General features: G+C 64.1%; 11 protein-coding genes. 3 read left to right on the forward strand and 8 right to left on the reverse strand.

Annotated elements, in window-relative coordinates; all coding sequences use genetic code 11:
• Positions 1 to 27: 27 nt before the first annotated feature.
• The 7 genes from ACZIRK_RS16255 to rfaD form a co-directional block, all read right to left on the reverse strand.
• Positions 28 to 1347 (reverse strand): MFS transporter, encoded by a 1320-nt coding sequence (locus tag ACZIRK_RS16255; protein WP_463327723.1) that lies wholly within the window; start codon positions 1345 to 1347, stop codon positions 28 to 30.
• A gap of 396 nt (positions 1348 to 1743) precedes the next feature.
• On the reverse strand, positions 1744 to 2694 hold the full coding sequence (locus ACZIRK_RS16260) for an NAD-dependent epimerase/dehydratase family protein (protein WP_463327724.1): 951 nt from the start codon (positions 2692 to 2694) through the stop codon (positions 1744 to 1746).
• Complete coding sequence (locus ACZIRK_RS16265; protein ID WP_463327725.1) at positions 2691 to 3911, reverse strand: glycosyltransferase family 4 protein; 1221 nt, start codon at positions 3909 to 3911, stop codon at positions 2691 to 2693. Before ACZIRK_RS16265 ends, ACZIRK_RS16260 begins: the two co-directional genes overlap by 4 nt.
• Positions 3912 to 3937: 26 nt before the next feature.
• The gene (locus ACZIRK_RS16270; RefSeq protein WP_463327726.1) at positions 3938 to 5851 is read right to left on the reverse strand and encodes a polysaccharide biosynthesis protein; all 1914 of its coding nucleotides are present in this window, start codon (positions 5849 to 5851) and stop codon (positions 3938 to 3940) included.
• Between the two features lie 82 nt (positions 5852 to 5933).
• Complete coding sequence (locus ACZIRK_RS16275) at positions 5934 to 7238, reverse strand: O-antigen ligase family protein (protein WP_463327727.1); 1305 nt, start codon at positions 7236 to 7238, stop codon at positions 5934 to 5936.
• Positions 7235 to 8707, reverse strand: a complete 1473-nt coding sequence (rfaE1, locus tag ACZIRK_RS16280; protein ID WP_463327728.1) for a D-glycero-beta-D-manno-heptose-7-phosphate kinase — start codon at positions 8705 to 8707, stop codon at positions 7235 to 7237. The genes ACZIRK_RS16275 and rfaE1 overlap by 4 nt, the downstream gene beginning before the upstream one ends.
• 15 nt (positions 8708 to 8722) lie before the next feature.
• Positions 8723 to 9703, reverse strand: a complete 981-nt coding sequence (gene rfaD / locus ACZIRK_RS16285; protein ID WP_463327729.1) for an ADP-glyceromanno-heptose 6-epimerase — start codon at positions 9701 to 9703, stop codon at positions 8723 to 8725.
• A gap of 154 nt (positions 9704 to 9857) precedes the next feature.
• On the opposite strand from rfaD, the gene waaF reads away from it, so the two are divergent.
• Complete coding sequence (gene waaF, locus ACZIRK_RS16290; RefSeq protein WP_463327730.1) at positions 9858 to 10919, forward strand: lipopolysaccharide heptosyltransferase II; 1062 nt, start codon at positions 9858 to 9860, stop codon at positions 10917 to 10919.
• Here the strand turns inward: waaF and ACZIRK_RS16295 are convergent.
• Complete coding sequence (locus ACZIRK_RS16295) at positions 10901 to 11947, reverse strand: glycosyltransferase family 4 protein (protein ID WP_463327731.1); 1047 nt, start codon at positions 11945 to 11947, stop codon at positions 10901 to 10903. The genes waaF and ACZIRK_RS16295 overlap by 19 nt on opposite strands.
• Before the next feature lie 128 nt (positions 11948 to 12075).
• Here ACZIRK_RS16295 and galE point away from each other — a divergent pair, with 128 nt between their 5' ends.
• A complete protein-coding gene (gene galE, locus ACZIRK_RS16300) occupies positions 12076 to 13089 on the forward strand; it encodes a UDP-glucose 4-epimerase GalE (protein WP_463327732.1) in 1014 nt (337 codons plus the stop codon).
• Between the two features lie 121 nt (positions 13090 to 13210).
• Positions 13211 to 15019 (forward strand): ABC transporter ATP-binding protein, encoded by a 1809-nt coding sequence (locus tag ACZIRK_RS16305; protein ID WP_463327733.1) that lies wholly within the window; start codon positions 13211 to 13213, stop codon positions 15017 to 15019.
• Positions 15020 to 15210 lie beyond the last annotated feature (191 nt).

The raw sequence follows: 15210 nt of genomic DNA on the forward strand, positions 1-15210 counted from the left end.
CGGATTCCTTACCGATTGCCGTCGCTTTCATCGCGGCAAAGCTTCCAGTTGCACTGATGGTTTTTGTTTTTGGCCGCGGACCAGTCGCGCTGAACCTATGAGGAAGGCGGCGGCGCAGGCAAGAAGGACGGCATGCGCGTGCGCCAAAGGATCGACGCGGAGCGCCAACGCAATGAGCGGCGGCGTGACTCCGCCGAATACAGCATAGGGGACATTGTATGAGAGCGCGACACCGGTATATCGCACGGCGGGAGGGAAGCTTTCCACGAGCATCGGCGGGATGCCTGCGAGAACGCCGGCGGACGTGCCGGCCAGCGCATAGAGCGGGAACAGCCTTTCGGGATGTCCCGGCAGCAACGCAAAGAACAGATAGACCGAGGCTGCCAAAACGGGTGTGCACACGACCAGAAAAAGGCTGGCGCCCAACATGTCGGCCAGCGTGCCGCAGCAGATGCAGCTCACTGCGAGGCAGGCGGTCGCGAGGCTGACGGCTTCGTACGCCCGATCGGCATCGATGCCGTAGCTGGTTTGGATCAGCGTTGGCACCATGACAAACATGACGACGATCGTCACTGCGATGAGTGAAGCCAGCGCGGAGGAGGCAAGGACGCCGCGACCATAGCTTCGAAGCACGATCTTCAACGGCAGTTCGGCGGCAAGTTCACCCTTGTTTTGCAGGGCGCGAAAGATCGGAGTTTCCGTCAACGAGCGACGCACATAGACTGCCAGCAGCGCAATGATGCCGCCAGCCACGAATGGAAGTCGCCAGCCGAAGGCCAGGACCTCTGCCGGTTTGTACAGCCGGTTCACGATGACGCCAGCCAACGCTCCCAGTAGATTGCCGATCGCAAGCGCACTGCTCAACATGCTGCAGGCGAAGCCGATGCGAGGCGCAGCCACTTGTTCGGCCACGAAGGTCCAGGCTCCCGGCAGTTCGCCGCCCAATGCAGCGCCCTGCAATATCCTCAGCATCAACAGCACGACCGGCGCCGCGCTGCCGATGTTCGCGTAAGTCGGCGCAAAGGCAATTCCAAAGGTGGCAACGGCCATCAGCGATATGCTGAAAACAAAGGTCTGCTTCCTGCCGAGCAGGTCGCCATAATGTGCCAGAATGATCGCTCCGAGCGGACGTGCCAAATTGCCGGCGGCAAAAATGCCGAAGGTCTGCGCGACTGCTATCCATTCGGGCATCTCGGGCGGAAAGAAAAGCTGCCCCAGGACCCTTGCGAAAAGGGCGAAGACGATGAAGTCGTAATTCTCCAGAACACCGCCAAGTGCGGCAAGAAGCAATGCACGATATTTGCCTTGTTCGGATTCCAGCGGCTCTGACGTATCCAGCAAGGCCATCCTCCTGTATCCGATCGAACATCGTTCTGACGTCCTACGCGACCCCCGATCGGATTGCGTGCGATGCCGGCTGTTGACCCTCGGTGACTGAAGAGCAGTACGGTCACGTCAGTTACCGCCGTATGTCGACTGACGGGAATCACGTTACGGCTGTAGTTGCGCAGCGGGCCACTCTTGATGATCTGGCTGGCCTTTTTTGAGCAACCCATGGGCGATGGCCAACAGCGAACATCATGGAGGTAGGCGGAGCGCCGCCCGTTCAATATTCGTCCGTCAGCAGCAAGCGAACGGTTGCCAAAGAGCTATAGGAGCGCGCGCGCCTTGCGTACGCGCCTGTGAGCGTTTTCCGGGCCCGTGAAATATCGCCATCCGGGCGAGAAGGTGCTCAACGGTCGGTTAATCGATCAGGTGGTCGAAACCCCGCAAGGCGCGCTTCAAGCCCTCGTTGAGGCCGATGAGCGGCCGCCAGCCGGTAGACGCGACCTTGGACAGGTCGAGTTCGAGCGAGCCGAACAGGCTCTCATTGGCCTCGTTGCGGCCGGTGATGCTGAACAACGAACTCAACACTAGCCGCGGCATGGAAAACAGGCGCGCCGGTTTGCCTGCTGCGGCCGCGAGGAGCTCGATGAATTCGGGCGTCGACACCTGCTCGTCATCCGCGACAAGGAAAATGTTGAACTGGCCGTCCGGATGAGAAAGCCGATGCAGCACGAATGATGTCAGATTCTCCACCGAGACGAACGCACGACGGTTGCGCACGTTCGCAAACGGGAGCGGGACGCCGAGACCGATCGCCTTTTCGAGCAACGCGAGATTACCTTTGGCGCCGAACCCGTAGATCAATGGTGGCCGAATGATCGTGACCTTCATCTGGCTCCCCTGCGCCAAATGCCTCAATCCTGCTTCGGCCGCCGCTTTCGACATTCCATAGAGGCCGCGCGGGGTCAGGACGTCGTTCTCGCTGAATGGCGCGCGGCCGTCAGTGCTTCGGCCGTGCACCAGCACGGTGCTGACGAAGATGAAGTGGCGGACACCGGCGTCGGCCGCGCAACGGGCCAGATGCAACGTGCCTTCAAGATTGACGGTGCGATAAAGCTCGACGGTGTGTTCCTCCCGCCTGTGATGCACGCGCGCCGCCAGATGCACGACCGCATCGACGCCCTCGAGCGCGGCCCGCCAGTCCGTGACGGGGCCGATCGAATCGATCGGCACCTCGTCGGCGCCGCCTGTCGGCTTGCGGACGGCACGTCGCACCACCCAACCGTTGCGCGCCAGCACCGGCGACATATGCCGGCCGACGAACCCGCTCGCTCCCGTCACCAACACCACGGGCTGGTCTTTAGTCACGACCGTAACTCCCGACACCGCTCTTCCGATCCAATCAGTCTCTGAATGAGGGCTGCGTATCCTGTCAAGGCACGCTCGGGACTATAGCTCCTCGCCACCGCGACGGCCCGCTCCGGCAGCGTCGGATCGGGAGTTCGCGATGCTGCACGAATCGCCTCGGCCAGTTGCGCCGGCATGCCCGGCGTCACAACCCGCCCGAGATCGTGCTCCGTTACCGTCAGCGCGGCTTCGGCATCCGGCTCGGATATGAGGATGACGGGCCGCCCCACCGCAAGCAGATTGTAGAACCGGCTCGGCACGGAGACACCGGCAACGTCCTTTCGATAAGGAATGAGCCAGAGGTCCGCCGCCGACAGGAAATCCTGCAGATCTTCATCCGCAACGCGGTCCACCAGCGTGATATTGGCGAGCTTCGCCTCGGACTGCATCGATCGCAGTTTGTCGAAACCCAGCCCCCAGCCCGAGAGCAGGAAATGAATGCCGGGATCATCCTTCAGCCGGCGCGCCGCCTCGAACACGATCACAGGATCGTGGGTGAAGCCGAGATTACCGGAAAGGCCGACGACAAAACGGCCACCAAGCCCGCGACGGAAGGCATTGTCGGCCGCAACCGGACGAACCGCGGGGTCGATGGTGGTCCAGTTCGGAATGAATTCGATCTTGTCCCGCGTCATGCCGCGATAGCTGAGCAGCAATTTCTCACTGTCGCGGCCGATGATGACGACGGTGGTCAACGCGCGGAACATCAGCCCGTTCATGGCCCGCATCGCTCTGGTGACGATCGAGCCCGGCTTCAACAGGCCGCTCAGGACGAGCACCTCCGGAAACAGATCGTGCATGATCAGGATCGACCGGGCGCGCTTCAATCTGGCCGCGGCGGCGACGGCGTAAGGCAGCACAAAAGGAGCCGTCACCGTCAGCGCGACGTCGCCGCGCTCAAGCCGCCTGAGAACGGCGAAGAAGGTACGCGCGGTGAACAGCAGCTCGGCGGCGGCGCGCTTGAGGAGCGCGGCCTTGCCAGGCATCCAGTTCTTGATCTCCTCGACCACCGGCCGATCGGCTGCCAATTTCGACGCCGAGCCCGGCCATCCCGACAGCACCAGGACGTCCACCTCCTTCGCAAGGCGGTTCGCTATCGCAGCCATGATCGCGGCGGTCGTGCTCCGGTCCGGCGGATAGTGCTGACTGACGACGACGACTTTTCCGGGCTTCTGCATCGGTGGTCTCGCGGATCAGGAGCGGATCACGCGGCGTTCGATCCGAATTCAGGCACGGCATCCTTCAGCACGCCGCGGATCGTGGTGCGATCGTCTCTGGCGATCGCCTCTTCCAGCGCAGCCAGCCATTTGCGCAAGGTCGCCATCGGCGGCTCGTTCGGCCTGGCTGCCATGATTCCGGCAATCCCGATCTCGACTGTCGGCTCCTCACTCGCGAACAGGATCTCGTTCAGCCTCTCCCCCGGCCGCATCCCGCTGAAGACGATATCGACGTCGATGCCGGGCTGCAGGCCGGACAGACGTATCATCCGCTCGGCCAGCTCGACGATCTTGACCGGCTGGCCCATTTCGAGAACGTAGACCGAGACGTCGGGTCGCGCCAGCGTCAGCGCATGCGTGGCCGCAGTCAGCACGAGATCGCAGGCTTCGCGGATGGTCATGAAATAACGCACCATGTCGGGATGCGTGACCGTGACCGGGCCACCCGCCTCGATCTGCGCCTTGAATTTGGGCACCACCGAGCCGTTCGACGCCAGCACATTGCCGAACCGGACCGAGATCAGGCGCATATGCGGCTTGTCGCCGAACTGCGCCGCAAGATCGTGATCGAGCGCCTGGCAATACATTTCGGCAAAGCGCTTGGTCAGGCCCAGCATCGAGACCGGCTCGATTGCCTTGTCGGTGGAGATCATCACCATCGCCTTGGCGCCGGCTTCGCGTGCGGCGTCCGCAACGTTCACCGATCCGAAGATGTTGGTCTTGACGCCCTCGCTCCAGTCGCGCTCGAGAATCGGCACGTGTTTCAGCGCCGCGGCATGGAACACGATGTCGGGCTTGAATTCACGCATCAGCCGCAGGATGCGCTCGCGATCGCGAATGTCGGCGATGCGGCCTTCCACCGCCGCCTGGGCCCCGCGCGCCGCGAGCGCCTCGGTGACCGCATAGAGCGCCGGCTCCGAATGCTCGATCACCAGCAGGCGGGCGGCACCGAACGTCGCGACGCGATCGCAGATTTCGGCGCCGATCGAACCGCCGCCGCCGGTGACGATGACGCTCTTGCCGTTCACCAGCCCCTCCAGGCGGGCATAGTCGATCGTCGCGGTCGGACGCAGCAGCAGGTCTTCGACCGCGACATTGGTCAGCCGCGGCGCATCGCCGCCCTCGAGCGACGGTAGGCGGCTGACCATCAGGCCCAGCCGCTTTGCCCGCATCAGCACCGATTCCGGATGCGCGTCGGGCTCGAACGCCGACGAAGTCATCACCAGCCGCTTGATCGGCTTCTCGCGGCTTTGGAACTCGCGGATCACGGTTTCGACATCGTCGACGCTGCCAAGCACCGGGATGTTACGGATCTGCTGGCCGAGATCGGAATTCGACGGCGACAGTACGCCGACCGGCCAGATCCGCTTGATGGCGCCGTTCTCGATCCCGCGCAGCACGATCTCGGCATCCGCTGCACGCCCGACCAGAAGCGTCGGCGCAGCATCCTCGGTGCGGGCATGGTGGCGCGTGCGCGAGTAGCGGAAATAGCGGTAGCCGAAGCGGAGCGCGCCCAGCGAGAATACCTGGAGGAAGAAATAGAGGACGATGGTGATGCGGCCGAAAAACACGGTTCCGTGGAAGCTCGGCGCGATGAAGAAGAAGACGTAGTCGAGCACGACCAGTGCCAGCGTCAGGACTGCCGAGGCCCGCAGGATGTTGAGGGCGTCCGGCAGCGAGATGAAACGCCATTTCGAGGTCGTGAGATTGAAGACGTAGCAGATGATCACGCTGAAGACGACGAACCAGGGCAGGATGCGCAGCAACAGCGGCAGGCGATCCGTGAGCAGATCGCCCTCGAAGCGCAGATAGAATGCGGCCAGGAGCGCGAATGCGGTCGCGACCGCGTCATGCATCACGATCAGGAAGTTGCGTGCCGTGAGTTGAGAGAAGCGCGTCATGTGACGGATGGGCCAAGGACCAACAGGTTTGCAACAGCGTTCTGGGCTGCTGATAGCCCATATGCAGCGCGCAGGCCAGAGATCATGGCGTGACCGAGCTCGGCGGTTTTACGGCCGCGGCGTCCGATTTCGCCTTCAGCACCATACCGCCGGCGACGCCGACGCCGAGCACGTACATCCAACCCTCGTGGAAATCGAAGATGTGCGAGTTGAACAATGAGGTAAAGATATTCTGCACGACCACCAGGAGCCCGATCCAGTTGACCAGCCCCTCGCCCCGAAACAGTCTGAGATGCCAAAACCAGATGGCATAGAGAATGACGACGCCAACAATGCCCCATTGCACGGCAACATTCAATGTCTGGTTGTGCGGATTGCCAACCACATCGCTGGTCGCCTTGAGCTCCTCGGCGGTCCCCCCGGTCGCGACTTGCGCGAACAGCCCGCGGGTGGAGCCGGTACCATGGCCGATCAAAGGCGCATCGGCGATGAAGCCCAGCGATTTGCGCCAGTATTCGAGCCGGAGCCCGATCGAGGTCGCCCGGTTCTGCTCCTTGTATTCCCGATAGTCCTTGCTGAAGCTCGCTGCTGTCCCGCGCAGTTGCGGCGAGGCCTGCCAGGCGACCGCCGCCAATACTGCCACCGCTCCAACTATCATCAGGATGTTGCGCCATTTTAGATGCAGGAACGCGAACACCGCAAACATCACGGGCACCGTCACCAGTGCCGTCCGCGAGACGATCACAAAGGCCATGTTGACGAAAAAGCTCAACGCAATCGCGACCAGCAGGCTGGCCAGCGCGAATTTTTTCGCGCGCAGCAGGGTGACGATGGGATAGGCCAGCGCCACCGCGCAGAGCGTGAACTCCTGGCTCTGGTCGATATAGTTCTTCACGAAGATGCCGCGCTCGGCATCGATTGGCGGTTTCAACGACAGGCTGGGCTGCAGGACTACCAGCCAGGACATCACCATCAGGAGCGTGCAGGAGATCAGGAACGCGGTGAACACCCACATGCCCCGGGACGAGCGCTCGAAATGGTAGAGCAGGAACGGCAGCACCAAGAGCTTGGCCGTCGGGCTCACCGCATAAGTGCGCGCACCCCAGGGCGCGTCCGACCACAGCATGCCGACCACCGCGAGCACGAACAGTGCGATCGGCAGCGCGACGATCGGCTGCTTCAGCGATTGCAGGAACGACTTCAGATCCAGCGTCGGTGCGACCACGACCACGAACACTGCGCCGAAGATGCCGACCAGCGAGGTCGACCAGGGCAGCGACAGCGCGAGCAGCACGGCGACGATGTCGGCCGCTTTGGTCCAGGCGGCCGGGTTGCGCCAGGCCGGCAGCGCCGCGCTTACGGGAGAAAAGCCCGCCGCCGTGCTCACGCCTTGCCTCCGCGGGCACGGGCGACCAGCGAGGTCGTGCTGAAGCCGGGCAGGATGTCGACCAGCAGCACCTCGCCGCCATTGGCTTCGACGACCTCATGGCCGACCACCTGCGCGCGGGTATAGTCGCCGCCCTTGACCAGCACGCTCGGCTTGATCGCCGTGATCAGGTTGATCGGCGTGTCTTCCTCGAAAATGGCGACGAGATCGACCGCCTCCAGCGCCGCCAGCACTTCGGCACGTGCGCGCTCGTCCTGCACCGGGCGCCCCTGCCCTTTCAGCCGCCCGACGGAGGCGTCGCTGTTGAGGCCGACGATCAGTCGATCGCAAGCGCCGCGCGCCGCCGTCAACACCTTGACGTGGCCAGGATGCAGGATGTCGAAACAGCCGTTGGTGAAACCGACGCGCAGGCCCTGCCGGCGCCATTCGCTGAGCTGGGCGCCGAGATCGCCGCCGGCCGCGACGATCTTCTCTTCCGCCGCAAGCGAGGCATGCGGCAGGATCTTGCGCCTGAGCTCGACCGGCGTGGCCGTCGCGGTTCCGGTCTTGCCGACGGCGACCGCGGCCGCCGCACTTGCCGCCCGCAACGCGGTCTCCCAATCGGCGTTGGCGGCGAGCGACAGCGCGAGTGCAGCCGCAACCGTGTCGCCGGCGCCGGAGACGTCGCGAACCTTCACCGGCAGCGCCGGCACGTGGACGGTTTCGCCGTCACGCACCACCAGAGTCATGCCGCGCTCGCCCTGCGTCACCAGCATCGCCTCGCAATCGGCGAGCCGCATCGCGTCCTCCGCCGCTTCGGCGATCGCACCGGGCGTATCGGCGCGGCTCCGCGTCGCCTCAGCGAATTCCTTGCGGTTGGGGGTGAGCAGCGTCGCGCCGCGATAGATCGCAAGATTGAGGCTCTTAGGATCGACGATCACGCGCTTGCCAAGCTTGCGCGCGGCATCGATGGTGTTGCGGATCACCCGCGCGGTCAGCACGCCCTTGGCATAATCAGACAGCAGCACGATGTCGGCACGGGCGAGCTCGGGGAGGATCGTATCGATCAGTTGCTGCTCGATCTCGCCTGTCGCCGGCTGCGCCTGCTCCCAGTCGGCGCGCAGCATGTGGGTGGAAAAATGCTCGGAGACGAAGCGCACCTTCCGCGTCGTCGGGCGCGCGCTGTCGCACACCAGCCGGCTTTCGATCCCGCTCTCGGCCGCCAGTGCTGTCTTCAGTCTCGCGCCCGTCTCATCCTCGCCGATGAGGCCGACAAAAATGCAGCGGCCGCCGAGCGACGCGATGTTGCGCGCGACATTGCCGGCGCCGCCGACATTGGTCTCGCTGCGCTGGACCGCGATCACCGGCGCCGGCGCCTCGGGCGAAATCCGCGATACCTCGCCATAGACGAACTCGTCCAGCATCAGGTCACCGATGCAGAGCACGGTCTGACGGGAAAGCGCCTGCGACAGGGTTTCGAAATCGAGCATCTGTTTCCTTGCCCGTCAGCGGTAGCGGTCGGGACGATCGAGGAAGCCGTTCACGTAAGCATCGACGGCGTCCTCGAGCCGCGTGAAACCGCCGTTATAGCCCGCACGCTGCAAGCGATCGACATCGGCTTGCGTGAAATATTGATAGCTGCCCCTGATCTGTTCGGGCATGTCGACATACTCGATGTTCGGCTTTAGCCCGAGCGCGGCATAAGCCGCCAGCATCAGGTCGCGGAAACTGCGCGCAGTGCCGGTTCCGACATTGAACAATCCGCTGACCGAAGGCGTGGCGAGCAGCCACATCATCACCCGCACGGTGTCGTCGACATAGATGAAGTCGCGCCGCTGGTCGCCATCGGCGATGCCATCGCGATGCGACTTGAACAATTGCACCGTGCGGCCTGCCTTGATGTCGTCGAAGCGCCGCGCCAGCACGCTCATCATGGTGCCCTTGTGGTATTCGTTCGGCCCGAACACGTTAAAGAATTTCAGGCCCGCCCATTGCGGCGGCAATTTCTCGCCGCGCGCGGCGCGCTCGGCCACAGTGAGATCGAACAGATGCTTGCTCCAGCCGTAGAGATTCATCGGCCGCAGTTTCTTCAGCGCCACGACCGTCTGCTCGTCGCGAAATCCCGCTTCACCGTCGCCATAGGTCGCGGCCGAGGACGCATAGATCAGCGGCGTCGCATTCGCCGTGCACCAGTCGAGCAGCCGCAGCGACAGGCGGAAATTGGTCTCGATCACGAGATCGCCGTCGGTCGCCGTCGTCTCCGAGATCGCTCCGAGGTGGATCACCGCATCGAGCCGCCGGCCCAACAGCCACGCCGAAAGCTCCGATGGCGGCACGACATCGGTAAGCTGGCGCTTTGCCAAATTGCGCCACTTGCCGTCATGGCCAAGCGCGTCGCACACGACGACGTCCGTGCGGCCGGCGTCATTCAACGCGGCCACGACATTCGACCCGATAAAACCGGCCCCGCCGGTCACCAGCAACATGCCGATCCCTGCCCTGATTTGTGCGGCGCCAGCTTTGCCCCAGTCCGGCGGCGCAGGCAACTTGCGCGGTGGATGAAATGCGGCTGACTTTACCTCCGGATGGAGAGCGGCTACCGACGGGGCCGCAAAAGCGCCGGGTTCCCGCACAGAAGATATGAATATTGATTCAATAGAAAGCATTGAGGTCGAGGACGCCGGCGATACCCGCCCGATCCTGATCATCCCCTATATGTGGATCGGCGATTTCGTCCGCGGCCATACCGTCGTGCGGGTGCTGAAACAGCGCTGGCCGAATCGTCCGGTCGACATGCTCACAACCTCGCTCTGCGCGCCTCTGGTCGACTACATGCCGGGTGTCCGCGGCAAGGTGGTCTGGGATTTGCCGCGCGGCCGCCTGGCGGTGGCAAAACAGTTCGGCCTGGCAGGGGAACTTCGCGCCCGCGGCTATCACACCGCCCTGGTCATGCTCCGCACCTGGAAATCGGCGATCGCGCCCACGCTGGCCGGCATCCCGGAGCGGGTGGGCTTTTGCGGCGAGGCGAGGTTCGGCCTCATCAACCACATGCGCTGGGGCGAGAAGAAGCTGGATCGCATGGTCGACCAGATGTCGGCGCTCGCTTTGCCCGTGGGCGCGAAATTTCCGCCCGAATGGCCGGTGCCGCAATTGCGGGTTCCCGCCGAGGAAACCGAGCGCTGGCGGCAAGCCAACGGGTTGAGCCGCGGTCCCGCGATCGCGCTGGCGCCCGGCTCGGTCGGCTCGGGCAAACGCTGGACTTATTACGGCGAGGCTGCACGGCTGCTGGCCGCGCGCGGTTTTGACGTCTGGGTGGTCGGAGGCCCCGGCGAGAAGGCGCTGGCTGCGGAGATCGTCGCCGCCGGCGGCGCCGGTGTCCGCGACCTCACCGGCACGGACTTGCGCAACGGTATCCTGGCGATGGCCGCGGCGAGCGTCGCGATTTCGAACGATTCCGGCCTGATGCATGTCGCAGCCGCGCTCGGCACCCCGACCATGGGCATTTTCGGCCCTACGAGCCCCTATCACTGGGCGCCGCTCAACGGCCTCGCCGCAACCGTGGTGACCAAGACGCACGTGCCGTGTCAGCCTTGCCATCGCCCGGTCTGCACCATGAACGACCACCGCTGCATGCGCGATATTCCGGCCTCTGACGTGGCCGATATCGCCGAGCGCGTGCTGGCTCAGGCGAGCGCGCGATAGACCGCCGCGATCCCGTTCGCCTCGGCGTCGAGACTGAATTTTTCCACCACGCAGGCCCGCGCCCGCTCTCCCATCGCAGCCGCAGCCGCCGGATCGTGCATCAACGGCTCGAGCGCGGCGCAGAGCGCATCGACATCACCCGGCGGCACCAGCACGCCGGTGATGCCATCCTCGACTACGAATTCGGCCGCGCCCGCGCGCGCCGCCACCAGCGCCGCGCCTGATGACATCGCTTCGATCAGCGTCAACCCAAAGCCCTCGTTGCGCGAGGTGAAAGCGTAGATGGTCAATCGCTGATACCAGCGCTCGACCTCCTCGATCGGGACTTCACCTGATATCCTGATCCGCGACGTCAACCCCGCAGCCTCGATCCGCTGCTTCAGCCCGTTCGCAAACCCCTGCTGCTCCGGCACCACGGCGCCGACCAGCACCGCCGAAAAATCCGGATAGCGCGGCAACAGCCGGCACATCGCCTCGACAAAGACGTCGCTGCCCTTCTGCGCGCGCACGCGGCCAAAGCAGCCAATCGCGTAGCGCCCGGGCAGGCCACTTTCGGCGAACGCCGCCGCGCGGTCGGCTGGCGGCGCGTAACGTTCGGTGTCGACGCCATGCATCACCACCGTCGCCTCGCGCTTGAGGAAGGACGCAGACAACGCGCTCGTCGCGATCACCGCATCCATCTGCCGGATCAGCCAGCGAGTCAGCCAGGTGTGGTGGCGTTGCGCGGCGGACGTGAACACGAGTTTCAGCGGCCAGCCGAGCGCGCGCAGCAGCACGCCCACGATCATCTCGTCATTGCGCCGCGCGTGCCAGATCAGCGGCGCAGGACGGCGCCATAATTTCAGAAGGTCAGCGAAGCCCATGCGCGCGATGCCCTCGGGCGCATGCGAGCCGAGCCATGCGGCGCGGAACATCTTCGCAAGCTTCGGTGCCACCATCCGGTTGGTCGCAGTCACGCCCGAATAGCGCCTGTGCAGATTCGGCACGATCAGTTGCAGCTCAGCGGCCGGATTGTTCTCGATCGGCACGTAAGTCCCCCTTTGCAGGAGTTCGTATACGCAACATTAAGCATAGGGGCCAGTTCTGAGGCCACGAAACCCCCTCTTCATCGCGCCCCCGCTAACATCCCGGGAAAATAGCGGGGAGAGGTGAAGTCATGACCGTGCTCGTCACCGGCGGCGCCGGCTATATCGGAAGTCACATGGTGCGCGCGCTGGTCGATGCCGGCGAAAGCGTCGTGGTGGTCGACAACCTCTCGACCGGCTTCTCCGCCCTGTTGCCCGAAGGCGTGCCGCTGTTCATCGGCGATGCCGGCGACGAAAATCTCGTCGAGGGCGTGATCGCCCAGCACGGCGTCGAGAGCATCATCCATTTCGCCGGCTCGGTGGTGGTTCCGGAATCGATGCGCGATCCGCTCGGCTACTACCGCAACAACACGATGACCACACAGAGCCTGTTGAACGCCGCGGTCAAGTCGGGCGTCAGGCGCTTCATCTTCTCGTCCACCGCTGCCGTCTACGGCAATCCCGAAGAGGTGCCGGTGCCGGAAACCGCGCCGACGCGGCCGCTGTCGCCCTACGGCATGTCGAAGCTGATGACGGAGATCATGCTGCATGATGTGGCCACCGCCTATGGCATGAGCTACGTCGTGCTGCGCTATTTCAACGTCGCCGGCGCCGACCCGCTGGGCCGCATCGGGCTTTCCACCATCGGCGCGACGCATCTGCTCAAGATCGCGGTCGAGGCCGCCACCGGCCAGCGCGCCAAGGTCGACGTGTTCGGCAGCGACTATCCGACGCCGGACGGTACTTGCATCCGCGACTTCATCCATGTCACCGATCTCGTCGAGGCGCATCACGCCGCGCTGTCCTATTTGCGTGCCGGCGGAGGTTCGGTCACGCTGAATTGCGGCTATGGCCGCGGCTATTCGGTGCTGGAGACGATCGAGGCGGTGCGCCGCGTCTCCATGCGCAATTTCGCCGTGTCGGTTGCGCCGCGCCGTCCCGGCGACATCATGACCATGGTCGCCGACACCAGCCGCATCCGCACGCTCCTGGACTGGACGCCGAAATACGACGATCTCGAGACCATCGCGGCGCATGCGCTGGCCTGGGAGCAAAAGCTGTTCCTGGAGCGCGGCGGCCCGCTCCAGCAGGCGGAATCGGCCTGAAAATCAAGCCGTTATTTGGCCTGAATATGGCTTGAAAAACATCTGTTTCGCAGGCAAGGAGTCGTTCGCCTGACGCTGACGCGCGCCCGCTTCCGAACAACGCGGCGTCAAGGGAACGCGGATGACCGAGCCTCCAAGAAAGATAACTGACGACCCCTATGGGGCGGCGATCCTGATTCGCCGTCTGATCGCCGAGCAGGGGCTCACCTATTGGCGGCGCTATCTGCAAGCGTTCGTCCTGATGGCAATATCGGCCGGCGCCACCGCCGGCGCCGCCTATATCCTGGGTCAGGTGATCAACCAGGCCTATATCGACAGGGACATTGCCGGCATCGCGCGTCTCTCCGGCGTGACCGTCATTCTGTTGTTCATCAAGGGCGTGGCGACCTACGGCCACTCCGTGATCCTGGCGAAGATCAGCAACGCCATCCTGGCCAACAATCAGCGTCAGTTATTCGCCAAGCTGATGAGCGAAAGCATCGGCTTCTTCTCCGAACGGCATTCGTCGGAATTCCTGGCCCGGCTGACTGCCGGCGCCAAATCCATCACCGACGTCCTCAACATGCTGATCAACGCCATCGGGCGCGATCTGTTGACGTTGATCGCCATGATCGGCGTGATGGTGTTCCAGGATCCGGTGCTGTCGTTCATTGGCCTCGTGGTGGTGCCGCCGGCGATGCTGATCCTGCGCAAGCTGGTGAAGCGCATCAAGGGCCTCGCCTACAACCAGTTCACCGGCACCGCCGACATCCTCGAGACCATGCAGGAATCGCTGCAGGGCATCCGCACCGTGAAGGCGTTCACGCTGGAAGAGACGATGAAGCAGCGCATCGACGCGAACATCACGGCCGTCGAGCGCAACGCCAACAAGATGGCGCGGGTTGCCAACCGCTCGAACCCGCTGATGGAGATGCTCGGCGGCTTCGCAGTGGCCGGCTGCCTGCTCTATGGCGGCTACAGCGTGGTCGCGCTCAACGCGACCCCCGGCGCGTTCTTCTCCTTCATGACCGCCTTCCTGATGGCAACCGAGCCGGCAAAACGGCTGTCGCGGCTCAACATCGATCTCAACAGCCAGTTGGTCGGCGCGCGGATGCTGCTCGAAGTCGTCGATGGCCCCGCGAGCGAACGCTCCGACGACGACAAGCCGGCCTTGAGGCTGACCGAAGCGCGGATTGAGCTGCGCGATGTCGGCTTTGCCTATCGCGCCGACGCGCCGGTGCTGAACCACATGAGCTTCGTCGCCGAGCCCGGCAAGGTCACCGCGCTGGTCGGCCCCTCCGGCGGCGGCAAGTCCACAGTGCTGGCGCTGCTGCTTCGCTTCTATGAAGCGAGTGAGGGCGACATCCTGATCGACGGCCAATCGATCTCTTCGGTGTCGCGGCGCTCGCTGCGCCAGCAGACCGCCTATGTCGGCCAGGACGTCTATCTGTTCCGCGACACCATCCGCAACAACATCGCCTTCGGCAAGCCCGGCGCCACCGAAGATGAGATCGTGGACGCGGCCAAGGCGGCCTGTGCGCACGACTTCATCACCAGCTTCCCGCTCGGCTACGACACCCCGGTCGGCGAACTCGGCACGCAGTTGTCCGGCGGGCAGCGCCAGCGCATCGCGGTGGCGCGTGCGCTGATCAAGAACGCGCCGATCATCCTGCTTGATGAAGCGACCGCCGCGCTCGATTCCGAATCCGAAAAGCAGGTGCAGGAGGCGATCGAGCATCTCTGCCAGAACCGCACCACGATCGTGATCGCGCATCGGCTGCACACCATCATGCATGCGGACGCGATCCTGGTGGTCGAGGGCGGCCAGATCGTCGAGCGCGGTCGCCATGACGAACTGCTCCGCCGCGGCGGCCGCTACGCCTCCTTCTTCCGCCTGCAGCACCACGACACCCGCCCGCTCACGCTGGCCCCGATCAGCGCCACCGGCTAGGGATATGAAGAGATTGAGTCACGAAGCCAACCAGGACGACGCTGCACCCCCTCTCCCGCTTGCGGGCAGGGGAATCGCATATGGATTTGCGGCCTCTATTGCGTTGTTTTGCAGGATGGATTCTGAGAGCGGCTCCCACAAGGCGGAGGGAGTCGTATGGGGAAGTTCAAGAAGGCTTTTCGGCGGTTGTC

The sequence above is a fragment of the Bradyrhizobium sp. Leo114 genome (genome assembly GCF_055229415.2).